General features: G+C 33.1%; 21 protein-coding genes and 1 pseudogene. 6 read left to right on the top strand and 16 right to left on the bottom strand.

Annotated features, from left to right (window positions below; translation table 11 throughout):
- Positions 1-2: 2 nt before the first annotated feature.
- Positions 3-293 (bottom strand): hypothetical protein, encoded by a 291-nt coding sequence (locus tag H4J73_RS11085; protein WP_182223510.1) that lies wholly within the window; start codon positions 291-293, stop codon positions 3-5.
- A gap of 61 nt (positions 294-354) precedes the next feature.
- Entirely contained in the window at positions 355-1,488 is a 1,134-nt protein-coding gene (locus H4J73_RS11080) for a ComEC/Rec2 family competence protein (protein WP_182223511.1), read from the bottom strand.
- Positions 1,489-1,914: 426 nt separating this feature from the next.
- Here H4J73_RS11080 and H4J73_RS11075 point away from each other — a divergent pair, with 426 nt between their 5' ends.
- From H4J73_RS11075 to H4J73_RS11065, 3 genes are read left to right on the top strand one after another with little or no spacing between them, the layout of a single operon-like run.
- Entirely contained in the window at positions 1,915-3,537 is a 1,623-nt protein-coding gene (locus H4J73_RS11075; protein WP_182223512.1) for a VPA1262 family N-terminal domain-containing protein, read from the top strand.
- Positions 3,534-4,217 (top strand): hypothetical protein, encoded by a 684-nt coding sequence (locus H4J73_RS11070; RefSeq protein WP_182223513.1) that lies wholly within the window; start codon positions 3,534-3,536, stop codon positions 4,215-4,217. Before H4J73_RS11075 ends, H4J73_RS11070 begins: the two co-directional genes overlap by 4 nt.
- Positions 4,144-6,168 carry a hypothetical protein gene (locus tag H4J73_RS11065; protein ID WP_182223514.1) on the top strand — a complete coding sequence of 675 codons (2,025 nt, stop codon included), beginning with the start codon at positions 4,144-4,146 and terminating at the stop codon, positions 6,166-6,168. The genes H4J73_RS11070 and H4J73_RS11065 overlap by 74 nt, the downstream gene beginning before the upstream one ends.
- A 113-nt stretch (positions 6,169-6,281) precedes the next feature.
- Here H4J73_RS11065 and H4J73_RS11060 read toward each other — a convergent pair whose 3' ends face one another.
- The 12 genes and pseudogenes from H4J73_RS11060 to H4J73_RS11005 all read right to left on the bottom strand — a co-directional run bounded on the left by H4J73_RS11060 (position 6,282) and on the right by H4J73_RS11005 (position 18,483).
- The gene (locus tag H4J73_RS11060; RefSeq protein ID WP_182223515.1) at positions 6,282-6,557 is read right to left on the bottom strand and encodes an HU family DNA-binding protein; all 276 of its coding nucleotides are present in this window, start codon (positions 6,555-6,557) and stop codon (positions 6,282-6,284) included.
- An 80-nt stretch (positions 6,558-6,637) separates the two neighbouring features.
- Positions 6,638-7,567, bottom strand: a complete 930-nt coding sequence (locus H4J73_RS11055) for a hypothetical protein (protein WP_182223516.1) — start codon at positions 7,565-7,567, stop codon at positions 6,638-6,640.
- Positions 7,568-7,705: 138 nt separating this feature from the next.
- Positions 7,706-7,936, bottom strand: coding sequence for a hypothetical protein (locus tag H4J73_RS11050; RefSeq protein WP_182223517.1), 231 nt, complete (start codon positions 7,934-7,936; stop codon positions 7,706-7,708).
- Positions 7,937-8,006: 70 nt separating this feature from the next.
- A complete protein-coding gene (locus tag H4J73_RS11045; RefSeq protein ID WP_182223518.1) occupies positions 8,007-8,567 on the bottom strand; it encodes a condensin complex protein MksE in 561 nt (186 codons plus the stop codon).
- Positions 8,560-9,930, bottom strand: coding sequence for a hypothetical protein (locus H4J73_RS11040; RefSeq protein ID WP_182223519.1), 1,371 nt, complete (start codon positions 9,928-9,930; stop codon positions 8,560-8,562). The genes H4J73_RS11045 and H4J73_RS11040 overlap by 8 nt, the downstream gene beginning before the upstream one ends.
- On the bottom strand, positions 9,930-12,815 hold the full coding sequence (locus H4J73_RS11035) for a hypothetical protein (protein WP_182223520.1): 2,886 nt from the start codon (positions 12,813-12,815) through the stop codon (positions 9,930-9,932). The genes H4J73_RS11040 and H4J73_RS11035 overlap by 1 nt, the downstream gene beginning before the upstream one ends.
- Complete coding sequence (locus tag H4J73_RS11030) at positions 12,805-13,605, bottom strand: hypothetical protein (RefSeq protein ID WP_182223521.1); 801 nt, start codon at positions 13,603-13,605, stop codon at positions 12,805-12,807. Before H4J73_RS11030 ends, H4J73_RS11035 begins: the two co-directional genes overlap by 11 nt.
- 68 nt (positions 13,606-13,673) lie before the next feature.
- Positions 13,674-15,260 (bottom strand): SAVED domain-containing protein, encoded by a 1,587-nt coding sequence (locus tag H4J73_RS11025; RefSeq protein ID WP_182223522.1) that lies wholly within the window; start codon positions 15,258-15,260, stop codon positions 13,674-13,676.
- Positions 15,253-15,435: pseudogene (locus tag H4J73_RS21010) on the bottom strand (hypothetical protein); the annotation flags it as partial. The gene H4J73_RS11025 and the pseudogene H4J73_RS21010, both read right to left, overlap by 8 nt.
- A 12-nt stretch (positions 15,436-15,447) precedes the next feature.
- On the bottom strand, positions 15,448-15,738 hold the full coding sequence (locus H4J73_RS11015) for a hypothetical protein (protein WP_182223523.1): 291 nt from the start codon (positions 15,736-15,738) through the stop codon (positions 15,448-15,450).
- Positions 15,725-17,449 carry a ThiF family adenylyltransferase gene (locus H4J73_RS11010; RefSeq protein ID WP_182223524.1) on the bottom strand — a complete coding sequence of 575 codons (1,725 nt, stop codon included), beginning with the start codon at positions 17,447-17,449 and terminating at the stop codon, positions 15,725-15,727. The genes H4J73_RS11015 and H4J73_RS11010 overlap by 14 nt, the downstream gene beginning before the upstream one ends.
- Positions 17,449-18,483, bottom strand: coding sequence for a nucleotidyltransferase (locus H4J73_RS11005; RefSeq protein WP_182223525.1), 1,035 nt, complete (start codon positions 18,481-18,483; stop codon positions 17,449-17,451). Before H4J73_RS11005 ends, H4J73_RS11010 begins: the two co-directional genes overlap by 1 nt.
- A gap of 329 nt (positions 18,484-18,812) precedes the next feature.
- On the opposite strand from H4J73_RS11005, the gene H4J73_RS11000 reads away from it, so the two are divergent.
- Genes H4J73_RS11000 through H4J73_RS10990 form a run of 3 tightly spaced genes read left to right on the top strand, consistent with a single transcriptional unit; the run spans position 18,813 to position 20,579 of the window.
- Complete coding sequence (locus tag H4J73_RS11000) at positions 18,813-19,382, top strand: hypothetical protein (RefSeq protein ID WP_182223526.1); 570 nt, start codon at positions 18,813-18,815, stop codon at positions 19,380-19,382.
- Positions 19,379-19,789 carry a hypothetical protein gene (locus H4J73_RS10995; RefSeq protein ID WP_182223527.1) on the top strand — a complete coding sequence of 137 codons (411 nt, stop codon included), beginning with the start codon at positions 19,379-19,381 and terminating at the stop codon, positions 19,787-19,789. Before H4J73_RS11000 ends, H4J73_RS10995 begins: the two co-directional genes overlap by 4 nt.
- The gene (locus H4J73_RS10990; protein ID WP_182223528.1) at positions 19,782-20,579 is read left to right on the top strand and encodes an ImmA/IrrE family metallo-endopeptidase; all 798 of its coding nucleotides are present in this window, start codon (positions 19,782-19,784) and stop codon (positions 20,577-20,579) included. The genes H4J73_RS10995 and H4J73_RS10990 overlap by 8 nt, the downstream gene beginning before the upstream one ends.
- A 433-nt stretch (positions 20,580-21,012) precedes the next feature.
- Here H4J73_RS10990 and H4J73_RS10985 read toward each other — a convergent pair whose 3' ends face one another.
- Together H4J73_RS10985 and H4J73_RS10980 are read right to left on the bottom strand one after the other, a co-directional pair.
- Positions 21,013-22,491, bottom strand: a complete 1,479-nt coding sequence (locus tag H4J73_RS10985; protein WP_182223529.1) for a toll/interleukin-1 receptor domain-containing protein — start codon at positions 22,489-22,491, stop codon at positions 21,013-21,015.
- A gap of 12 nt (positions 22,492-22,503) precedes the next feature.
- A complete protein-coding gene (locus tag H4J73_RS10980; protein WP_182223530.1) occupies positions 22,504-24,162 on the bottom strand; it encodes a hypothetical protein in 1,659 nt (552 codons plus the stop codon).
- Positions 24,163-24,777 lie beyond the last annotated feature (615 nt).

Here is a 24,777-nt window from a genome sequence, read left to right as displayed (position 1 = left end):
CCCTATGCAATCAACAGATCTAAATATGTATCGCTATTTTGCCCAGCATTTATCTTTCTTTTTACAGGTGTTCTAGCCTTGCTTGCACCACTGATAACTAATTCACATTTGTCACCTGAATTGCCAACAACTCTTAGCATATAAACATATTCAACATCAGACTCTAAAGAAAAGGTATGTGGATTCGATACCATTTCCTCATGAAAATCATCATCGTTAGATTTTTGAATAATAAGACTGTACTGATCAATATCACTTGATTTGAATTCGAACTTTATAAATTTAGTAGTCATAAACTGATATCCTTTTCATTAAATTTAAACTATATATTTTAGAAGTAATAAAACGATTTTTTTACCATTCCAGTATAAAATTAGCACAACCACCAGAACGGTTATCATCCCTACCAACTTTATTCTTTACTGGACAGATTTCGCCATCATATGCATCAGTTCGTAATATGTGAATGCCTTGAAATTCTAGTGACTCAACAACAGCTTCATCAGGTAATACAACTGAACCGTATTTTTTAGGTCCAGCCGAAATTAATGCTATTTGGGGGGAGACTGCTTCTATAAATTTAGTTCTTGAGGATGTTAAACTTCCATGGTGTCCAACTTGTAATATATCGGTATCAATCAAGTCTTTGAAATTATCAAAAAGCTCTTTTTCAAGACCATCAAGATCTGCTGAAGGAATTTTTCTTGGGCCTGATTCAGCATCACCAACCAAAAGAACTGAAACATCACCTAGATCTAATCTAATCACAATTGAATTGCTATTTGGGTCACTCTCATGAGATGTACCGTTCGCATGTAAAATAGTAAAAAATGCAGAATCATCAAGATGGACAACATCCAACACTTTAAATTGTTCCCAATTAGCATTGCCTAGATCTATTACTTTTCCTTTAATTTTTACTTTTTTATTAGCTGCTGGTACTTTTGCTGTTTTATATTTTGCACCGACTTCTTCAGACACTCTCTCAATAAAACGTCTATAAAAAACTGTGTTATTGATGCGACCTGAGTCATAGATGTTATTAGCTTGATAACACTCAAGTATATCATCCAGCATTACGCCATGGTCTTCATGGGGATGTGATAAAAATACGTAATCAATTGTCTTTTGAGTTAAGCCAGTATGCCCACTCCATCCATCTTCCGCAGGTTGGCAGCTTTTCACACCAGACTTCCCAATCGCTTTGTACAAATAAGATACGACTCTGCTATGTGAATTTCCATTTTTTTGATTACCTGATTTATCATCAGCAGATCCAGCATCGTAGAGTAAATTCCAATCATGTCCTTGAATAAGGATAGATAGTCCAGTACCCACATCAAGCAAGTGTAAACGGTACTTACCTTTTAATGGTGCTGTATGGGGGATTTCATTAATAGAATGAACTGGTGTTATGGCAATGTTAGCAAAAGCAGAAAGAGATACTATGATTGCAAAGCTAAACACTAATATATTAGATTTAAACATAATCAATTACATCCATGTTATTTGTTAATTACATATTCCAACATGTACAAATAATAAGCAACAATTATCTTACTTTGCCATATTTAGTTTCTTTTATAAAGGTAGTCCCTAGCTTTTATACAAGCTCGTATTTTAAAATTTTTCCATTATAAGCTTTACCATTGATACTGTATTTAATAACCTCATCACTCGTGTCTTGGTATGTACCATGCTTCCCAAAGAAGTTTTCTATAATATTACGAATTTTAAAGGACTTAGGTACAGTATGATTAAGTTGTTTACGCCACGAAAGGTAATTGAATATAATAGATTTTTATAGACATGTGATTAAAAATTTCAGATGATAATTTGAATATATCCTTACATGACTCACAAAAAATATTTGTATTACGATAGACACTTAAACTCATATTAAAATGGTTACCTATGAATATTGATGAATTACAATTTTTAGAAGATTTCGAATGGGCCGAAGTACGATTAGCCACAGTAACAGTAAAGGGAAAAAAAGGTAGTTTCCCTGTTTTTTCTACTGTAAGGCTTCTCCCTAAAGGTCGGAGTAGACCAGCTCCAATGTTGGATGTAGATACGTTCACAATTAGAAGAAATATTGAAAAATTATACTATCGAAGAATAGTTATGACCGCTTATGAAGCAATCAAATGGTATCGGAGCTTAGATAAAGATCCTCAAACACCAATACCATATAGTGAAGAAGATAAAATCAGAGGAGATGGAACCGCAATAGTGGTCGAAAAGCTTATAGATGATCCTGTTTGGCCAGTATTAGGCTTGCCTGTTGAAGATACATTATTTTATGGTAAACGTACATCGCATCCTTCTCCTTTTGTTGGTAATACCTCGGCAAGAATACATCGTAGATTCGGCTCTCAAACAGGCTTTATGTCTTTTTTAGAGAACGATGATGCTATTGATTTCATAACAAAGCGCCTTAATATTAATCTTAAAGAGTACCCTGAATACCTTGGTAGTTTTGCTCTTATCGTTTTAGACCCCATTATTAAGAACGTAGAAAATTTCCTCATATCAGACCAAGATGAAGAGCATATACTGTATCGCTTTGTTCCTCGACCAGGAAAAACTTTAGAAGGGTTAAAGCTAACCACATTTGATGAACAATCAAATTTATTGACTAACTTTGATACAATTGATATTCCCATAAATGGAATAGTCAATATTAGAAAAGGTACTTGTGTTGGTAAATATGGGTATGTCGTAACTCACCCAATACACGGAATATTAACTTCTCTGCCTCCTTCTAGTTTTCTAAGAAGCATGAATTTTAATATGGGCATTGTAAATGAAATTCGTGACGTTCGAGTTCCAATTGGTGAGTCACCAAATTCACCAGAATCTAAATACACTGTTAATAAAGTAAGCAATGAAAAAAAGAGTACATTTGGTGAAAATAAAGTCCCAATAAATGTAAATATAAGAGTTGGAAGGGCTGCGGCATTACGAGATAACAAAGTAAATGGAAAAAATGCCGATCAAAAATGGTTTGGTAAAAATAGTAGACATGAGGCTATGAATTTTATTAGATCTAAGATTGGGCGTGCTAAATCACGAGTTATGATTGCAGATCCATATTTTGGCGTACTTCAAATGCCACAATTTTTGTTAGCTGTTAACTCTGATTCTGTAGGTGTTGAAATATTTACATCTAGGTTAACATTTGAAAATAAAAATACTCCTGAACAAGCTACAGAAATACCAAACGGCAATCTTCACACAAGTAAACTTGATGTTTTTAGAACTCAGCTCGAAGAAATAAAAAAAGAAATCAATCTTAAAGTCAATGTGTTAGCTGGAAAGAAACCTGAGTTACATGATAGATTCCTAGTAGTTGATGATGATGTGTGGTTCATGGGAAATTCCCTCAATACTCTTGGAGATCGTGCATCTATGATTATAAAGCTACCTGACCCAGATTCTGTTTTAGAAGAATTAGCATCTATTCATAAAAAATCTGAGAGTTTTGATAGTTATTACAAAAAAAGAAAAGCGTTAAATAAAGGTGATAAATGAGGCCAAATATAGGAATAACAGTTACACCTCCTTCTCCTGCTATGGATAAGCTAGAAAAGGAGATGCTGTGGCCAGCACAAGTGGGCTATGGTGATCAGCCCAATGGTGACCTAAGTAAATTTCCCGGAATTGCAGCTATACGAGCAAGAAATAACTCTAAGACTATAAATCATCTGAATACGTTTTCTTTTGAAGTATCACGTGCAAAAAAACGAGTATTGATCATAGATGCTTACTTTTTTAACCCTGATAAAGACAAAGAATCTAAACAAGCTCGTTTAGATAAAATAATTAATTGGTTTCTAATTGATTCAATGGATGCATTCGATATTAGAATCTTAACTAAATGCAATAATGAAGATCCCGATACCGCAACAAACGAAGATATAAATAAAGAGTTTGAAGCTCTTTCTGATGCGATAAATTCAGGTAGGACTCCCAGTAATAAATGCCAAATAAAAATAAAATTTACTCTTCTAACCCATTTTAATTATATACATGATAGGTTCGCAATCATCGATAGTGAGTTATGGCATTTTGGAGCAACTGTTGGTGGTTTCCATTCTCAAGTAAGTGCTGTCACACGAGGTTGGGATGCCGTAAAGCATGGCGCAATCGATTTTTTTAACCTTGCATGGCAAGGTGACGCTATTATGGGTAAAAAAAACAATGACTATTAAGTGGCCAAGTGAAAAACTAAACTTTGAAAATCAAACATATAATGATGATCATTTAGATCCGAAAACTGAGTTGACAGAGTTACATAAACTCAGCAATTTTATTGAAGAACTTACAGGTTTAACCTCTATTATTGAAAAAAAAATTGCCTCTACTGAAGAACTAAGGGTGGAAGCATATAAAGTCATTGAATCTTTAGGCTTAAATAGCCAAAAAGATTATCAAGATCTTTTAATAACCTATGTTTGTTCCCTTTCCTTATCTAATGAACCAACTTTGGTTAGCTGGAACTATGTAAAGCAAATCTCGTATAACTCTTGGTATATAGAGAACTATTTGTACGATACTATTATTTATTGTATAGAGAATAACTACTGTGCAGCTAATTCATTTATCGACTTAGCAAAAGATGCCATTAGTTCTTTATCCAACAATGGCCTTCCATCAATATCTGAACGTAAAAATGAAGCAAGACTTAATAATAAAAATTATTGGTGTAGGGAGGAAAATAAGTTAGAGCAATTATGGTGGGGGCTTAGACACAATGAAATGAACTCATATGAAGATGAATCGACATTGTTAAGGCTATTATTCAAATTAAATATAAATGAATTCATCAATCAAATATCCTCTAGCTCTAATCCATTCTTTATCCAGTCTGTTTTTTGGTCAATAGGAACTGATTTCAAGTATGAATCATGGGCCAATATAGTGATTATATCCCCTCCAGCTTTTAATGAAGACAGTAGCTGGAATCAGTCCCCGATATTTCCACTGTTACTTGTTACAGCATATAACAATATTAATAATGTCTCTCACTCAATACCGAGACACAATCCAGAGCAAACTCAGATAACAGAAGCAAAAAATAATATTACTGAATTAGCAAAGGAAGTTGTTGAACTCATAAACAAACGTGATGATTCTACCCCTATTTTTAAGCGTTGGTCCGCATGGTTAATGAGAAACATACTTATTGAAAATGATCACGATGAATCTGACATATTCTCTTCAGCATATTTAGATGCTGTACTCATAGATGAAATAGGAAAAGTACTGCGAGATGAGATATCACAATCATCACTTCCTAATGATGCTATGAGTTGGGAGTCATGGAGTTATACCGCCTTGAAATCCCATTATTTTCAGAAAAAATATACCTCTAAAGTCGATGTAAGTGATTTCATCGACCTATGGAAAGTAACGGTTAACTCATGGAATAATGAAGAAGGTGAAAAATTAAAAAACAATGTAAAAATGTTTATTCCGCTATCTGACAATATTCCAACAGTTGCATATTGTTTATCTTATCCTATTTCTCAAGAAAAAAATCCTGATGAATTATGGTTAAATACTTGGATAAATTTACAATCCATAAAGGACATCGTTGAGTTTGGTTACCCTGATGGAAATAGTAAAAGTAAATACGATGACAGTACTACCGCTCACAGAATATTATTATCTTTTTTATATTTTGGAATTGGAATACTGGATTTTTTAAAGGGAGATAATAATGACATATCGCGCAGGTCAGGTAATTTTTTATATACGAGCCTGTTTGAAGCAGTTAACGAAATGAGAGAGATTAATTATTTCATTGATAGGGATGGAATCGACTCTCTATTTAATCAAATAATGATGAGAAGAATTATTTGGAATGGTTTAGTTGAAACTAACTCTTTCTTTACAGAGTCTAGCTCCCCTACCATCAAAGATACGATTGGACGAATCAGTAATGATATTGTAGATGTATGGCGATTAATCCAAATATTTAACCAAAACAACATCGAACCGATAAGGGTTGCTCAAATATTGAAAGAAGCATCGATTGACTTAGATGAATTAGATAGTCAGATGCAAACTTTAAATAGTTTAGATAAAAGTCGCTACCCATATGATGATACATTAGTTCGTAAAATAAAGTCGGAAACCACTCACTTAAACACTTTTTAATTCATAGTGTTGACTTACAATCTATATAATAAGTACTTATACTTATATATAGATTGGTTTGCTTTTTTATTTTTTCAATACTAGATTCTACCATCAAAATAGCCTTGTTAACATTAAGCGTTAACAGCATCTTTCAATGCTTTACCAGCTTTAAAAGCAGGTACTTTAGCCGCAGCAATTTGGATCGCTTCACCTGTTTGAGGGTTGCGACCAGTACGAGCTGCTCGGTCATTTACCTTGTAAGTACCAAAGCCAACTAAAGCAAAATTACCACCACTAGCTAATTCTTCAGTTACAGAGCCAATCAAACTGTTTAATGCTCTACCAGCAGATGCTTGTGATATATCTGCACTTTCAGCAATTTTTACTACCAATTCACCTTTGTTCATTATTGTTACTCCTTGTGTATTATTTTTATGAACATACTAAGAAATAATGTTCAGTTGAGCAATAGTAGAGTACCCCCTATTTATTTTGTTTTAAAAAATTTGACTATTTTGTTAAATAAGGACTCATTAACTGGCTCTTTGGATTTAATTTCGTTCAAAATAAATTCAGACTCGTCATTCAAGGGAATATTTAAGCTAGTTTCGATCTTTATTTCAGGCTCTGCTGACGAAGTTATTTCCTGTATTTTAATTGATTTAGGTTCAATGCTACGCATTTGGCCTGAAGGTGAATCTCCAATAACCAGCTCACTTATTGTATCCATTTCCTCATCGAGATCATAAGATTTATCATCAACAAAAGTCCCCATTGGATTAACAGATTTTTTAAGCCTTTGCATCAAAGCCTTATCTGTCCCCAATATATAAATATTTTTGTACTTCTCAACATTGAATAATCTATTATCTTCATCAGAAGGCTTTACTAAGGCAAATATCGTTATATAACCTTTTTCGCCTTCACTACACTTCAATTCATCCATGTGTTTATATGCAGTTCTAACATGTCGATGGAAAGATCTAACTCTATCTTCTGCCCACTCTAAACTATTTTTATCAATAACCAGTCTAATTGGTACATTAGATTTAAATGCTAATACATTAATAATTATATTATCTTCAGTAACTTCTAATGCATTATCCATCTTATAATGAAGATGACCGAAGTAGATATGCTTTTTATAAAACGATCTATCTTCTGCACAATCCATAAAAGTGAAGTAGTCTGCATAGTTTTTTGCTTGCTTCCTAATATCTTCAGATTTAATTATAAGTGGATGTTGCTTCCTTATTTCTGGATCTTGAAGAAAGTACTGAACGACCCTTACTAAAACGCTAGTTTTTCCAGAAGCACAACTATTTCCTGAACTTGGCTTTGTACTTTCGCTGCGAATTTTTATAGGATAACCTTCATGTGTGGTTTCTTCATCGATAAGTTCATTAACTGGTATCATCTCTAAAAATAAACTGGGATCTGAAGTATTGCGTAGCCGAGGATCTGCTAATACTTTTTCTGAATCACTTTTAGACTCATTTTCTCTACAGCTTCCGGTACATTTAAGCTCATTTGATTCTCCTTCACTCCCCCTAGTTTAGATGAAAAAACACGTTTGGCGATCACTTCCCAAGTTTCTAACAAAAATTTTTGCATTACAAAATACACAACAGTAACGTGAGCGTCTGCTTATCTGAAATTCATTGTATTCACTAATTTTATTAGGTGAAGTGGAAACCTCATCAAAATAACTATCAAGTTCCCAAGTAAATACTATTTTGTCTTCTTCTAGATCTTGTGCTCTATCTCTTAGTACATCTTTATTCATGCTATATCCATAACTTAAGAAGAGTAGTAATGATTAGTTAAAAGCTCCGATAAAGAGAAACTTAAAAATATCAATAATTATCAATTTCAATATTTGAATAAATACCTTTTACTTCCTCAAGAAATGCTTGTCCAACATCACTCAAGACTAATTCGCCAGTAGGTTTAGCAAGCATGAAGTTCTTGTTAACTAAATTAGTTTCAATTCCCTTAGAAATACTTGCAGCACCAATTTGGGCTTTGTGTGCTAGCTCTTTAAAGGATTCATCATTATCGATTTCTTCCAAATCAAAAGCTGAAAGACCACCAGCTTCATGAGTGAGCTTATCCATACTATATTTTTGACTTACATATCTGAAAATTATGAGTAGTAAGATATAAATTTTTCGATCAAGATCACTTATATAATCAGTACCAGCTTCTCTAATATAAAAATAAGGGAGTCCTTCTAAACCAACAAATTCATAACCAGCCATAATGTACTGCTTAGAATAGTCATCTAGATTTTCAATTATTTCGCTATAAAGACCATTTTCAGCCCTAGTACCATCATTAACTATTTTATGTTTATTGATCACTTTCCCATTCATTAGCTGATGATAAATTTCAATACTTTTACGTTTATCAAACATGTGATGGCTCCTGAACAGTTAATGAAATTATCAAATAATCCATATAATATTTTCCTTCAATAATATTTTCTTTGTTAGGGTGTCGTTGATAAAACTTGCTATCTACAATGGCGAAGAATGACTCTAAACCAGCTAATAAATCAGTAAGTAGGTATTGGTTAGAAAAAGCCTTTTTCAATTCCGTTTGTATGTACTGGTGGATATCATCTACATTACGATCCCAATCATGGGCCATGCACCACTCTATAATTTCTTTCTCCCTTTGAAGTGAAATACAAGGAGCATTAAATACCGAATCATGATCAACTTCTTCAACTATTTCAGTATCTTTTAAGTCTTCAAACCATTGCTTAAAATGAATTGTTGATAACGGAGCTTTCCAGGCAAGTTTCTTTGAAAATTTAGATTTATGAAAAGCTAAATGCTTAAACGTGTGATACTGGTTTAATACCTCTAAATCATTGGTGAGGTATTTGTTTCTTGATTTACCATGGCGTAATAGCTCAACTTCTTGGCCAAGATGGTTAAACGCTTTTTCAATAGATAAATAGTTAGCCCTATCAATTTCAACAAACCGATAATAACGCTCTAATTTTTCCAATACCTTTTTTATATCTTTATAAAAAGAAGTTACTGCCGTTTTTTTGTAGCCAATTTGAGATGCTATTTTAGGACTTTTTGAGTGATATTGGATGAATTCATCAATTACTTGCACGAATGTTAATTTCCCATAACCAGATAACTCCATTTTAGGATTAGTAAATTCAAGTGATGGGTAAACATATTTTTCAAACAGTGATGATAGCTTTTGGTACAAATCATTAGCATTATATGATGTATTATGATCATGCCTTAACTCGAATTTTGTCGCTATATCATCAGCTTGAACCGTCAGGACTTCTACATTTCTCTTAACTTTTGAGAGCGTTGTTGTTAAAAGTTCATTAAAATTAGCCATCAAGTCGTGATAAAGATCTGAATCGATACCACTGCAATTATTAATACTTTCCCAAACACTTTGAAATTGCTCTCTAATTTTTTCAAAATCAGTACTGGATAACTCTTTAGCTCTTTCAATATCAATAAACCGAAGTGTTTCAATTAGAAACGCCTGTAACGTAATTGTTCCTGCATTCTTATCATTATGAACAAAGATGTCATTTTCAGTTAAGCTTTCAAGTGTTAGCCACAGAGAGGCTTCTGAATCATCATTTTTAGCAATATATTTATTATATAATTGGAGATAAATTATCTCTGGAACATCATTTGAATTATCGTTGTCATTAACGTAATCAAGCAACGTAAAAAATACATCTTTATATTCCAGAATTTTTATTAACAATGAGGCTTTTTGTATTTTCATTAATTTACCTTCAATCGTTCTATATATTCAGGCAATACCAGTAATTGACAGCCTTTAACTACTGGTTTTTCAATCGTGAATTGATCCATTGTGATGTAGTTGCCACAACCTTTAATCACTGGAGGTGAAAAATGAGGTGTTGCACAAAATACTGTAAAACCCTTTGAAGAAATTTGCTTAATTGTCGCATCAATATTATGCATGTCGAGAGTGCCAATTTCATCAACTACTATTGGAATAGTTACTTCAGCATAAGAAGGACTAATGCGCTTTAAAAGAGTCGAAAGCAATAGTGCTGTTATGGCACTAGTAGTTCCTCCTGATTGACCTTTGGTTTCAAACTTTGTCTCGCCTTGAAGTCGATAACAATAATTGACCGTTGAAATAATACTTTGTAGCTTAATAGTACGGTTTTTCTTGTTAAAAAACTTTCGTGCAAAAGTCGATATTTTCAAATAAAAGGTTTCTGGTAACAATGCTTGGTCATCTGACTTATCAAAATTTGACATGATATCAAGCAACTCTTCAAACAGCGGCTCTAGCCTGATTTCCAATTTTAATTCTTCGATATTAGAAATAGTGGTTTGATTTAGATCGGAATTTAATTCTTCAATAAATGTAATCAGCAAATTTTTAGCATCCTGAAGCTCAGACATCTGGCTATCAATAAACAGGTTATGACTTTGAATATTTTTAAGTAACCATTGCTGCTTTTGAGGATACTCAAGAAATAACAAATCAAATTTTGAGATGACTTCTGAGTAATCAGCTAAGGATAAATAATCAAGAAATGGTTCAACACCTTCCACTTTAACATTCACCATTAACTGACGAATTTTGTTTTTAAACGGCTCAAATTTATTTGAGTAGTTAAAGTATCGTTCGTTAATATTATCCAAACACTCTTGGTTAATATCTAAATCATCAACATGTCCGTCATAACCATCATTAATATCAAGGGTCTTAGTTAGCAATTGAATACTCTTATTCCATTGCACATATCTGCCTTTCTCCTCATTTAATGTTGTTAACGCGCTTTCTGCTTCCCCCTTTTGAAAAAAGGTTAACTTCCATTTGTCTTGAAGGTTATCGAGATATGTATTTTCGACATCTAACTCTTTTTCTCTAGCCTCAATCTCAAATTTCGTTTTTTCATAATCGATTTTAGTTTTGTTAAATGATTCAAGTAACAAAATATCTCTTTCAAAAGTTGCGATTTCAGTTTCTAAAGTTTTAACATTTTCTTTGAAACTTTCAGTATTTTTTAAACTAGTCTGAATTTTTGAAATTTCAGTACGGCAACCGTTAATTAAAAGTTCCACTCTCTCTATAGTTTTTTTCAATTGCTTTAGCTGAAGCTCAGATGAATAGGGCTTTACATCATTAATATCGAATTTTGATTGACCAAAGAGCAACTCCTTATTTGGTGATATCGTAAACAAATCACCAAAGTCATTTATTGTATCTATTGCTGACTCATCATGTTCGAATGGGAATTCAGAAAACTTAGGGTTTAAAGCATTTAAGATAGATGCTGAGTGAGGCTCTAGTTTATAAAGCAAGGTATGTTCGAGTGCTTTTTTATTAGTAAGTAACTGCTTATGCTGGTTGTTGAGTTCATTTGATTTTTTTACGCTCTCTTCAAGAGCTTTTTCTAAACTTTCTCGATTTGTGTGTTTAGCTAAAAGTACTTCTTTCTCTTTCTTTATAGTGGTAAATTCTACTGCAATTTCTAATGCTGATTTAAGCCCTAAATATTCATCATTAATTATCTTTAAAGCTTTTTTATGATCATCAGAAAGCGTTTTAAATTGCTTCTTCTTCTCACCAATAGCACCTTTTTCTAGTTGGTTTGCTTCTTTAACCACCTTGACTGCTGCTTTAGCTTTTCCCTCATCCTTCTGAGCTTTTGATTGATCTTCCGATGCGGTTTTAAATTTTTGTTCAAATGAATTGTTTTTATGCTCCAAACTAGTTTTCAAAGAATAAACTGTTGTGATTATTTCGGATTGTTCAGTTTCTAATGCTTTGTAGTCTTTATCGATTTCAAGCCAGAGATCTTGGTGATTAGCTACATTTTGTAAATAATCTCGTTCTTGGGCTAATTGATAATACTTTTCTACTTGATCTGTTACCGTCATATCAAGAGCTTCTTGCTTTCTACTTCGATTCATTTCAATCAGAGTTGCAATAGCTTTAGGGATTTTGTCACCTTCAGTTTTTCCAATATCAAACGCTAACTGGTAAAGGTTCTTAAAAGCGGAAATTGACTTTTTACTAGCACCATTTTTTAACGGTATTGCACAAAATTTATTTTGGTCAGCATGGCCTCGGTGACCGCCATACAACATGTTTGCGATCTCTTCTTCATCATTAGTTTGAACAGCGTTCATTTTTCTTAACTGCTCACCAATTGATTTTAAAGATAAATCTGTAAACATAGGGTTGTCATAAAGATCCTTCGCCCAAAATAAATGTCTGATATTGTCATAAGATCTAGGGACAAAAAATCGACTATATTCCCAACTTTTCCCCTTATATAGAACCATTGTATAAACACCTGACATGTTTTGGATCTCTGCAATAATGAATGATTTAGGTGAGGGAAAATAAAATGGGTATGACTCCTCTTTGGAATATGGTCCATCTTTACCTAAGAAGTGAAACTTTTCTTCACAACTATTAAAATTTGATTCAGGAAATAGAACTAATTTGATACCAGCAAGTGTTGCTGTTTTACCGACATTATTAACACCAAACAATGCCAAATTTTCATTCACGGGTAGTTCGGTATAGGCGTGCTTAGCTGAATTGATATAAACTATTTTTAACAGTTTATACGGCATAGATTCTAATAGTGATTCGTTTAATAAATTATCGTTCATATATAAAGCTCTGTTGTTCAATACTTCTATTCGTTTTATGCATGATGCTACATATTTGCGTTAAGAAGGGGGTATTATTACCCGTTGAAAAAACATATTCTCGTTGCTTTTCATCTAAACCTATTTCAACATTTTTTAATCGTTCTTCAATATTTAAAGGTGTCATAAATCGAACTGAAGATTGGCATGTTGAAGCTAAAGTTTTGGCTATTATTAATCCACCGACATCAATATCAAGAAATAGATCTACTTGTAAAAATGACTTTAAAAATTTTTCGTGCAACTCATTATTGATCTGATTACCTGCACCAAAGACGATGCAAGTATCACTATCATGTGAGTAGTCACAGTTTGATTGCAAAAACTTAATCGATTTTTCTATGTTCATAAAACAAGACAAATTTTCAATTACTAATAATTTTGAATAAGTGTTATTTCTCGGAGAAAAATATTGTCCATCTTCGTCAAATGTTATTACGTAAGGATGATTATTTTGATTACGTGCTAGAAGAAAAGAGTAATCAACACGGTAGGAATGACTATTGTTTTGTCGCGCAGCACTGATATGTGTTTCTGTTTTATTCAAAGCAACTTTATGCAGTTGCTCACAAATAACAGGCTCTTTAAAAGAAACATAATATAAATCCCCTTTAAATCGCTCTAATAGCAATGAATTTTTTATATCAATTGCGTTTAGACCAACACGTTCAATTGTTTTAAGGAAAGTTTGTAAATTGACTGCTTTCCCATCATCTATTTTTTCCAGAATACTTGATAATTGTTTTGACATTACTTCCCTATAATTAAAATACCACTAGTCCAATAAACTCATTGTTTTATATCATATTATCTTTTCATTTATGTTGATATATGGCAAACATGATTATCACTTTTTAAACGTATCCTTGGCACCATCGTATTATCATCAAAGTCATAAACAATAACTTCAGGGTGATGGGTATCATATGCTTGACCAATAAAGACTGAAGCTGCATTTGATGCGCAAGCAAATAAATGAATAGTTTTAGCACCATACTCTGATTGTAATTTATGTAATATAGATTGAAGTTCAGCAGTAAAAGCAATCCCGTCTTCTGGGTGTTGTATTGCACCATTCCCCATCACATCTTTATTTGCTCTAATTGTTATTATCTGAGCATTCCTTGCGGCACATACAGCTTTCGAAGCCATTATCAAATTTGGAGGTTCGGCTGTAAATATAATATTAATCACAAAATCAGTACCTAGTTGTACATTATCTAACCCTTCAATTTCATAAAACTTGCCGCTAGCGGTATTATTGGGCCATGACCATTGCCCACCTTCTCGATGTCTCAGCATAGGAATTATAGAACTTTTATTACCTAACTTAGCTCCAAGCCCAATTAGAGCGGACATTGGCCCAAATCCGAAAAGAGCTGCTTTATAGCCATGATTTTTAATCTGCTGTAGTATTCTATCAGCGGAACTATTAATAACGGCAGGCATCATATTCCACAATAAATCTGGAGTTGAACGTAAAAAATCTTCGTTATCACTTAATGTATTCAACTGCTCATGCATTCTAAATTTCATTTTAGATAAGCTATTCGCTATTTGAAGATAAGTCGGTGGAGAAACAGTTTGAGAGTTCACAGGCCAAAGTACCGCATAAACTGGAATTGGTTCATACTTCAAACCATCTAATAAGCTATTGGCAACGATGCAAAACTCTTTTCTCATGGCTGATAATGTTGGCGCGGTATAATCACTAGCAGCAACTTTATCAATTAAACGGTGATGCTTATCGCAAAGTAATAAGACATTTTCAGGAACATCAGATAATTTTTCAGATAACAATGTGATACCACGAGGACCTTGTTCTGATGATGCTACGTTGTGCGCTAGATATGAATAATTTCCTGTAGTACCAGTAAGATCATCACAATCAAGATTTTCGCCACAACCAGTAAACATACATCGGCCATGACTATCTCTAAGCACAGTATTTTTTGTTGCAGTTTTAAATCCATCTCCTCGTCCAGTTTTTTTCCTATCGGATTCAAAACATTCGAATAAGTTTGTCACTTCATCAAGGTTTAAATATGCACTTTGATCTGCAACCTTTATCCAAAGACTACTTATAGAATTAAGTGAAGATAAATCGTTTGCAGTAATTTGATATCCTTGGATATTCCTATAAATGATTATGCTTGCACTTCCCTGCAAATGGGAAATTGCCGTTGTTGCAACAGGGGTAGTTAAACAAAATCGTAGACTTGCCACTATCAAATCATCTTGAATGAACAAAACAATCGTATTTTTATTACCGTCATCAGTAAAAACACCAACAGTGTCCCACTTCACTAATTTGGATAGATTAGCCTGAAATTCATCTACTTTATCTAATGAGTCGAGTGGAAAGTTCGCTGCTTGATTACAAAATTTATCCGTTGCATTAGCCATTATTATCTCTTGTTATTATTTCTAAATTATTATTCAAATTGATGTAAATATTGGTCTGCTTTTGTCCAACAATAACAAACAAAAGTAATCTATCTGGGTTACGAACCATACAGCTCAACCAATCATTTATATCTATACCTGAAGGTACAGGATGACTTTGGGGGTGTGTATGCCATGTACCTAAATATCACATTTCTCCAGATGATTTTCTAAATTCTTTGTCTATCATCTTTTGATGAAACGGGTCCTGCATCAAAAAACTAGCTCGTTTGCTTTTGTCCTTTGCTTTAGGTGTAGTGCACTTATCAATCCAAAATGTTCCGCCATCGGGCAATCTAGAGCCGATTAAAACACCAAATTGTTCTGTATCAGATTTATTCATTTGTCGATGCTGCAACCAACACTTGTAAACGGCAGGGCTAACATTGATGGTAATTAATGCGTTTTTAAATATCACATTATCTTCAGCTACAAGCATCACAATCCTCATCATGTAGAGGCTTGATCTGAAGTGAATCAGAAAATTGATGATATCGGTGAGTTAATTGAATACTATTATCGTTAGCATCATAGTCACTTCCTTTCCAACTGACTTTCGATGATGTAATGATCTTTTCTTCTAAAAACTTAATAGCCAAGTCACTTGCCATTATTCCAGTTTGAGCTGAACATAAAGCACCATATGAAATAAATTGTTCACCGCAACCAGCAAGGTTTATAGTTACATTTTGATTAGCTTCAATAAAATTTAGGTTTGAATTAAGACCTCTAGCTAATGTTTCTTGGCATACATATGCACAAAGTAAACAACCTTTACTAGCTGGGATGTCAAGCGTTGCATGACCTCCAACACCAAAGCCTTCTAACCAAGTATTAATAACTGGCACATCAACATCATTTTCTATCAAATACTCTTTAAATAACCGTTCATGTGTGGGACTACCAATGGCAACAATGATCAAATCATAGGACATTAATTCTTGTCTGTTACGCAAAGATAATAGCTTTCTAGATGAACCTTTTGCTTTTGACCAAAGAAATTGACGCTGTAACTGCCACCCTAAACCATGTGCCTTCGATAACTCTAAAAACTCTTCAGGTAAAACATGTCGATAAAGGTTATCTATTGAATAATAATCAGGGTCAAATATATCTAAGTTTTGAATACCCGCAGATGATAGTTTCTGCGCTATCTCACCACCAACAGATCCAGCACCTATTAACGCAACTCTTCTATAAGATAGATCAAGGTTGGCACCACCTCTAGGTAGAACATTTTCTTTATTAAATAATCTCAGTGGTATTGCTTTAATTTTCCAATGTTTCATTTGTTCTGTTGTCAGAGGCAAAGAATGCTTTTTATTCGCTTGGAAATGTAGGCAAAACCAAGTTTTTCCTGAAGGTACATCAACATTGAAAATAATCCAATACTCTCGACTACTCCAACGACCATATTGTTCATTAAGGAGTTGTTTATTTTCAGGTTCGATGTTTATCAGAGTATTTAGATACCAATTTTTAAGCTCTTCTTTTGTTAAAGGTGCGGGTTCTACAGCTATCAAAGGTATAATAATGGCCTTACCAGCTAAAGTTCTTTTACTCTTATTATTATTCCAATGCAGGCTAGCAATTGCAGATAAATCACTATCTTGAGATTGAGCTAAGTGGTAAGAATTAACCCCGTGATTATTATTCGGTAAAGGGCGTAAAACATCAATTTCTTCAAGCTTACCGCTAGCACTGGTTAACAGCATTCTCTTGTTTTTTAAATCACAAACACCTAACCAATTAGAAGAAAACTCACGGAGTAATTCATGACGATTCCACTCTGGATCTGTAATTCCCTTGGTTAATATATCGATATGCCTACGTAATGACTCTTCGATTGCTAACAATGGCATTGAAAAGTTCACTGACACTGAATCTCGATCATTTACACAAATAGAACCCAAATCCAAACCATTAAAATCAAAAATAGAAACATGCGCCAATTGACCACTGTCATTTGGCGAGAACAAACTAAAAACGGGTAAACCTGTTATTTCATCAGTCAAAAGATGAATAAGCTCAATGGGCTTACCTGATATTGTTAATTTAACCGATATTATTTTGAAAAGATTAATAGGTGACTTTTGGCAATTAAAATCTCTACTACACAAATGTTCAACAAGCTCATCTATATCAACCATTAAGCCCCCTGGGATGTACCAGCAACACCAGCAGTAACATAAGTTGCTTTTGCCGCAGTACTTGCGTTTGATGTACTACTAGGCACCTCAAAGTCATCACCAAAAATTTCATTTAAAAGCTTACATTGCTTAATTACATCACCTTCAGCAATCACTTTATCAAGCTTATTCTTTAAAGAAGTTAACTTGTTATAAAGTTGAGTTCCCGTATTAACACTACTCCCATCAAATATATCTCTATAAGGAGATGTTGGGAGATCAACACTCACTTTGTACTGTTCATTTCCTTGGGAATTAAAGTACCAACCATTTAATATTGCGCTTATTGTATCCCGCAATGCTTTTAGGTCACTTGTTTTACCATTATCATCAAAATTAGGCTGAAACTTCTCTTTTGCCATAACAGTTAGACCAATAGAAAAAATCTTTTTTACAACAGCGCTGCTGAATTTTACATCTCTCCAACGCTTAAGATAACGAACTGTTCTTTTAAATTGTTTTAATTTATCACTAGCTGAGCCAATATAATTAGCTTTACTATTTATCCAATCCCTCAGCCCTTTGGGGTCTGAATTTGACCATTCTTTATTTTCATCGTTTGAATTATTTTTTCCTATAGCCAATTCATATATCCCGTTTTGTTCACGGTATATTGGTATATCAATATGTAGACTCAAGCTTGAATAATCAGCAGTTACACAGGGAGTTTTAATTTTGGCGTTTTTAAAACCGCGATCTTCTAAAACTTTTAAAACAATCTTTTTGACTTTAACTGGATCATCCGGTGCATCATCAAAAGCTATAACGACAGATCTATCAATATCAAAATCATCAGCAGGATGTTTTACTGCTGTTGCCGTTGATTGTGATCCTTGTAAAAAGTCTTCTATTACTGGATATCCTTCATCTTTGAGTGCTTTTTTAACAGCTTTAAGAATACTGTCGTCTTTTTCTCTTGCGCTTTTATATTCATCGTCTTCACGACCAAGTTTGATTTTGTCATGAAAGTTTAAAAATTTTGCTTGAATACTCACAGTATCCTCCTGAATTATTATTTAACTAAATATTACAACGTACCAATTAACGGTAAGCTCTTCGGTGTAGTTTAATCCGAACCTATATTGCTTAAATATGAGCACTATCAGCCCAAAAAAACACGCTTATTATTTTTAAAAACCAGTTTAAGCTCCAACAACTAGATGTATTTCCTTGCTTGAAAAAATTGTTTCTACTGATGTACCTTTGTGATTAAATACAAACGTTAACCAACATGAATTGGTCTCTAATTTATATAGGCAGGGAAATTAATTTTTCTGGACATGTCCAGAAAATTATTTATTTGGAGCCTTAAAAGGATAGAAGTATGGAGAAGGAATATTCTTATTATACCGTTGATGAATTTATCATCGCCATATCAAGTTTAAGTCAGTCGGATAAAAAGAAATTGTTATTATTTGGGATGAAATATTGTCGTGATTATTCACTAGAATGTGAAGGTGATGATTTATTTCAAGAAGCAATCACAAGACTATTATCAGGTTCAAGAAAAGCAGCTAAAGAAATACAGATAGTTATTTCGCTTTACACTGCAATGAAGAGCGTGGGAAATGCAAGGCTTAAATCCAAAAGCCAACAACTAAGAGATATGTCTACTAGTATTGAAGATAATGCTCACTCTGTTAATAATAAAATTAATACCGAAATAAATGATGAACAAAACGACTCATTAGACGAATTTAAACATCAACTAATTATGGACCATTTCGGTGATGACACAGAAATTTTGTCGATGATAGAACTGATAGGAGAAGGTGTTAAAGCTAAAGAAATTTCAGATATCATGTTCGATGGTGATAGAAAAAGATACGACACCACATATAAACGATTTATGAGAAAACGAAAGCAAATTCGCACGGAGGCAGCAAGCGTATGAACTATAAAAGCACAATAAATAACATTGAAAAATCATCATATGATTCAATCTTTACTATGGATGATAGTGAACTAGATGATGAGCTTTCATCATTAAATATTAACATTGATGAAAAATTAAACACTTTCGATATTATTACTTCAAATGCTATTTTGTTGGCAAAGAAAAACAAATTAAAAAATGCACGTTTACAATTAGATAACCAGAACGAACATCAATCAAAAAAAACAAAAATTGTAGAGTTTTTATCTAAAAAACAAGTTGATGCTAAAGACTATCTGATTGAATTATTAATCACAGGTAAAACAACTTTAGCATTCCGAGACGGCCAAGATTTATCAGATGAAGAAGCAATCAGTATAATTGATAACTTGATTGAGTTAGGCGAAGTTAAGCTCGATGAGTAAAGTCGTTATAAAAGAAGTTAATAACTTATACGTTGGTGAACTTGGTATTACCTCTCCTTCTGAAATTGATATCGAAGCAATTGCATTTTATAAAGATGCTTTTGTAAAAAGAGAACCTTTAACAGGGTGTGAAGCCAGAATTATTGGCGTTGGTGACCAAGCTATAATCACTGTAAACAGTCAATCAGATAGAGAAAGACAGCGATTTTCTATCGGACATGAACTTGGCCACTGGTTCAAAGACCGGGGTAAAATTGGTAACTTATGCTCACATGATGATATGAACTCAAGATGCAAAAGTTTAGATCCTAAAGAAAAAATTGCTAATAGTTTTGCATCGGAGCTTCTCATGCCAAGCTACCTAGTTAAAGACATCATAAAAGACAGTCCTTTAACTCTTGATACTGTTGGCTTAATAAAAGACTCTTTTAAAACGAGTTTTATGGCTTCTTTGCGTAAGACAATTTCCATTAATTATCACATGGGTTTCTTCGCTTGCTATGACTCTAATGGTAAACGTAAATACTTTTCAAAAAATTCGGATTTACATTACAACTTTTCACCACCACAAACGGCTCCTATTGACTCTTGTGTTTTCGATTTGATTTTTAATAACACAAAAGATCAATCGGCTAAAACTTTAGATGGTAGCGTTTGGTGTAGAAATGATAGTGCTTCACATATTGTAGTTCATGAACACGCTTTTCATTATCACAATGGTGATTACATCACTATTGTCTGGTGGGAAGATGAAGAACCAATTTGGAAAGCAAATGAAGCAGAAAATTAGCATAATATTTGTAGTGCTTCAAACTCAATATACACTTTGAGTTTATAGGTTTTAACCTATCCTGACAGTCGCAAAAGCCACCATGGCGGTTATTCACCTTTTTAAACTCAGGTGGTAATAAAGTATTAGTTCTATGGAGATCTTCCCCAAAAACCGGCATAGAAATGTTATTACTGTGTTACCTAAAGGGTGGGTTAAACTAACAACAGGAATTTCATTGTCGCTATTAATTACTTGATAATTAAAATGATTAAAAAAATCACATAAGCTAGTTAATAATTACAACATAACCCATTATTGTAAAGTTAGTTTTTACGGTTAAAGTAATAAATTACAGAAACTAAAACTACTATTAAAAACGGCTTAGTGGACGCTATTTTATAATCACTAACGTCAAGTCTAAACCTGCTGTGGATATAGTTTCTGAAAAGAGTTACATATAATTGAGTATAATTTTTTTATCTATCTGAATTTCGAAATTTAATGTAGTTCCATCAGAATATTTTGATATAAGAGGCATAATATTTTCGTTGTTATTTAGTTCTTTAATATAAGCTAAAATAGTCCCATTAAATGTAGAGTCTGAATGTAAAGGCACAGGTTCTTTTGGAATCATAAGCAAGTCTTGCATTAATGAATAATTATTCCTGAACGCTTGGTTCTCTAATTTATGCCGCTCTGCCAAGCGTGCCCCTTCGTTGCTTAAAGATAATTTACTTTCTTCTATGTACGAATCGAGGGCCTTAGCTAAATCGGCCTTGCGTGCCTGCCTATCTAATTTAGGCGGTTCTGTCAAACCTAGCACTTCTAGCTCTTTATCGCTGATAAAAGATAATTTAATTTCTTCAATGAACGAATCTGTCAACTTTAACCCTCTTATAGTATGAATATTGTTTTTAATATAAGTTGGAGGATATTTTTGATTTTCAAGAGATTCTTTTATCCATTTAAATGACTCTCCAGCTTTAGATAATATTTGGGGGTGTAGTCTTATATCAAATTCAACGTTATAAGTTTTTGTTAAACTTATCAAACCTTTACTTAAAATAAAATCTAAAGCATCTGGCTTGGCTTCTGCCAAAGCATCTACAAAATATGGTGTTTTATTCAAATGGTTTGTACGATAGGGTTTTTCTAATACATCAAATGGAACTCCATTCTCATAAAAATACCTTAACTTAGCTATATCGTTTAACATTAATGCATTGCCAATTGATATTTGAGCATGGTTTTTGTCATTCTTTAACTTATTGATTTCATCTTTATTTAATGTGTCATTAAAATTATCAAGTCTCAGCTTTGCTATTTCTAGCTGAGTATTTAATGGTGAGGGATATTTAGAAGAAATAAGACCTGCATCTACTCCTTTATTATTTGATCTGATAATTTCTTTTTTTTTCAATGATTCACTATAATAATTGTATGTAGAAAACACTATCAACAACAATATAAGGCTTACTACACCTCGTTTTACGAGCCTATTTTTAATCCCTTGAGCTATGGGTTCATCTATACTTATACTCTCATTTCGCAAAACGTGGACTAGCTTTTTTTTAGCTAGAGCGAACTGTGACTGATTTAAAGCATCCACCCACTGACTTCTAGATATAAAAAGCTCTATAGAAGCACCTGCACTCACTTCACTCAATCTTACTGGAATAATAGGCTTCCCTCTGTTAAAAGCCATTTCGACTTCACCGGCAACTGCATCAGAACTATTAGAATTTTCCGAAAGTAAAAGTATAAAAAACTCACAACTATCAATTCCCTTGACTATTTCTTTTGCATAACTGGCTGATGGAGGAATATTTCTGGGTGCAATCCAACAGTTTAAGTCTTCACTTTCTATGTGTGCCACTAACTCATCTGCTTTAACTTTATCTTTAGATGAATGGCTAATAAATGCGTTCATGTTCATATTTTCTTAACCGCCATGCGCTGTTGTTAATGTTTTCATATTGGTGATATTTAACCAGAGATTGTGTTCCTCAGATAGTTCTTGAGAGGCAATCATGGCTATTTCATCATATGATGAGTCATCAGGAAGACTGTTTATTTTTTTGATTACGTTTTCTAAAAATATAACTTTTTGAAAAGAAAATTGCATATGCTCTTTTATTGAACTGTTGAGAGCTAATTGTTCAAAAACAAGTCCAATGACAGGAATCAACGCCGATATAAATACTGCCCATACCTTGCCTGACACACCCAAAATAAATATTGATTTAAGTGAATAGTAAATTGATGGAAATAAAACTATGGATAAAAGAATAATGGGTAAATAAATAGAAGCCTTAACTAGTTTTTCTATTTTATGATGCTTATTATGTAGCCTTGAGTATGATTTTTTATAGTAGCTATGCTGGTTCAAGAACCAATCTAAAAGTGCTTCTTTTGCATTTTCTTTAGATTTTGATGTACCTCCAAGAGTACTTGCTTGTCTTAAGACAGACTTTATAGCCTGATCAAACTTAGAGCCTCTCGTATTTAAAAAAGTACTTATAGACTTATTTCCTAATGAATCTACTACTCCAGATTGGATCATAAAAAACTCTAACCGTAAACTTTCTGATATTAATCGAAATAAAGCATAATCTTCTTTTCTTTTATTTGGCGTTAGCAGTTTAAAGCTGGTAAACCCGAACACGAATAGCCCTAAGTAAAGCCCTAATATAAACTTTTCAGGAAAAAGCTTAGCGTAAACTAAAAAAGTGCATGCAATAAAAAATGTCAAATATGCGAGGGAAATATGAAAAAAGTTAACTTTTTTCTGTGATTGATTAGCTAATAAATCAAAGACCCCGAAATACTTTGATAACCTATCTGCATCTGATGAAATATATGAGTCTAGTTGTTCGGTTGGCGCATATATTTGAGCTGTTTTCAAATCATAGTTCGAAATTTCATCTTGAAAACTACTTAATTGTGAAAGGGTAAAAATAAGGGAGTTAGGCTCTTTTCCAAGACATTTATCTTCAATGTTGATTAAGTAACCAGGTTGACGTTCAAACTTTAATGAGTTCTTGTTCTCGCGGTTACAAGGTATTACATAAACAGGTTTTTTTTCATATCCGTAAAAGTCATTTGCTTTTGTATAGCTATTATTATCATACGCTAATCTAGTAATGTCATAAGTACCACCTAAGCCTTCTACTTTATTCATATCCCAAATAGAAACGAGAACATCTGATTTATTTAATATATATGTCCCTAAGTTTTGATAACACTCAGGCCGTGATGAGTTTTCTGTTAATTCAACTATTTCGAAGCTTCTTTCTTTAAAAAGCCTTAAAAGTTCTTGGAATTCTTTTTTTTCACCTTCATCGAAATCATTGAGATATTCAGAAGCTTTTAATGGGAGGACCCCTGTGCATAATATATGAGGGTTGTTTAACTCTAAAATTTCGGCAGCAACCAACCTATCCGCTCCGACAGCTAGACCAGTTAAAACTCTGATAATTATATTTGGATGAGACTTATTTATATTCAATATATAATTTTTAAAACTTTCTTTAACGTAAGTATTATCGTCTACGCTAATATCTCTATGGCCTGTTACACCTATAACGAATTCTAATTTCATATCAATGGATTGTAATTTACTGGTTGATTAATGATGTTTTAATAATACAGGCTTTAAAACTTATCGTCATTATACAAATAGTTATTATATTTTGAATGTTAGAGCGTGATAAATAATTATTAGTGAATTGTCCGCAAGATTCATTTTAAATTTACTCAAAATCTACGGCTCTAACTATCAATAGATATCCTAACAAACTCCATTGATAGCTTATCAACGAGATTTTGTAACGGTCGTACCTAAAGATAAACGGCTGCTTTGAGATTGAAGCTGTCTGTCAAAAACAGTAAAACTCTGATTATTTCGAATCATTAAAGATAACTTTAACAACTTTGTCTTAAACATTTTTCATTATTATTCTCAGTTATTCGTGTTTATTTGGAAAATCTCTATTATCAGTTCCACCTAATTGCATTTACCTAAGCCAGCCAGTTGCATTTAACCCTGCCACAATAATTCGATCTTAATAGACCTGTCATCTTTGGATATATTGAACACCACTAACGCACACTTTTGCCACAGACTGTGTGAAAACCTTTTGATCACTTTTTCGTATAACCACCTGCTAGTTATGATCAATCGGTCTTAACCTCATCCACAAACAAAACACACGTT

Source organism: Colwellia sp. MB3u-41 (genome assembly GCF_014076845.1).
Taxonomy (GTDB): domain Bacteria; phylum Pseudomonadota; class Gammaproteobacteria; order Enterobacterales; family Alteromonadaceae; genus Colwellia_A.
This window is presented reverse-complemented; position numbering and strand designations above follow the sequence as displayed.

Bases quoted from the DNA above. Each gene is read 5' to 3' on its own strand.
- H4J73_RS11040 (WP_182223519.1), bottom strand. From the start codon at position 9,930: ATGAAAATACAAAAAGCCTCATTGTTAATAAAAATTCTGGAATATAAA.
- H4J73_RS10985 (WP_182223529.1), bottom strand. From the start codon at position 22,491: ATGAACGCATTTATTAGCCATTCATCTAAAGATAAAGTTAAAGCAGAT.
- H4J73_RS11070 (WP_182223513.1), top strand. From the start codon at position 3,534: ATGAGGCCAAATATAGGAATAACAGTTACACCTCCTTCTCCTGCTATG.
- H4J73_RS11000 (WP_182223526.1), top strand. From the start codon at position 18,813: ATGGAGAAGGAATATTCTTATTATACCGTTGATGAATTTATCATCGCC.
- H4J73_RS11030 (WP_182223521.1), bottom strand. From the start codon at position 13,605: ATGTCAAAACAATTATCAAGTATTCTGGAAAAAATAGATGATGGGAAA.
- H4J73_RS11010 (WP_182223524.1), bottom strand. From the start codon at position 17,449: ATGGTTGATATAGATGAGCTTGTTGAACATTTGTGTAGTAGAGATTTT.
- H4J73_RS11060 (WP_182223515.1), bottom strand. From the start codon at position 6,557: ATGAACAAAGGTGAATTGGTAGTAAAAATTGCTGAAAGTGCAGATATA.
- H4J73_RS11085 (WP_182223510.1), bottom strand. From the start codon at position 293: ATGACTACTAAATTTATAAAGTTCGAATTCAAATCAAGTGATATTGAT.
- H4J73_RS11065 (WP_182223514.1), top strand. From the start codon at position 4,144: ATGGCGCAATCGATTTTTTTAACCTTGCATGGCAAGGTGACGCTATTA.
- H4J73_RS10990 (WP_182223528.1), top strand. From the start codon at position 19,782: ATGAGTAAAGTCGTTATAAAAGAAGTTAATAACTTATACGTTGGTGAA.
- H4J73_RS11025 (WP_182223522.1), bottom strand. From the start codon at position 15,260: ATGGCTAATGCAACGGATAAATTTTGTAATCAAGCAGCGAACTTTCCA.
- H4J73_RS10995 (WP_182223527.1), top strand. From the start codon at position 19,379: ATGAACTATAAAAGCACAATAAATAACATTGAAAAATCATCATATGAT.
- H4J73_RS11045 (WP_182223518.1), bottom strand. From the start codon at position 8,567: ATGTTTGATAAACGTAAAAGTATTGAAATTTATCATCAGCTAATGAAT.
- H4J73_RS11035 (WP_182223520.1), bottom strand. From the start codon at position 12,815: ATGAACGATAATTTATTAAACGAATCACTATTAGAATCTATGCCGTAT.
- H4J73_RS10980 (WP_182223530.1), bottom strand. From the start codon at position 24,162: ATGAAATTAGAATTCGTTATAGGTGTAACAGGCCATAGAGATATTAGC.
- H4J73_RS11050 (WP_182223517.1), bottom strand. From the start codon at position 7,936: ATGAATAAAGATGTACTAAGAGATAGAGCACAAGATCTAGAAGAAGAC.
- H4J73_RS11080 (WP_182223511.1), bottom strand. From the start codon at position 1,488: ATGTTTAAATCTAATATATTAGTGTTTAGCTTTGCAATCATAGTATCT.
- H4J73_RS11055 (WP_182223516.1), bottom strand. From the start codon at position 7,567: ATGATACCAGTTAATGAACTTATCGATGAAGAAACCACACATGAAGGT.
- H4J73_RS11075 (WP_182223512.1), top strand. From the start codon at position 1,915: ATGAATATTGATGAATTACAATTTTTAGAAGATTTCGAATGGGCCGAA.
- H4J73_RS11015 (WP_182223523.1), bottom strand. From the start codon at position 15,738: ATGCTTGTAGCTGAAGATAATGTGATATTTAAAAACGCATTAATTACC.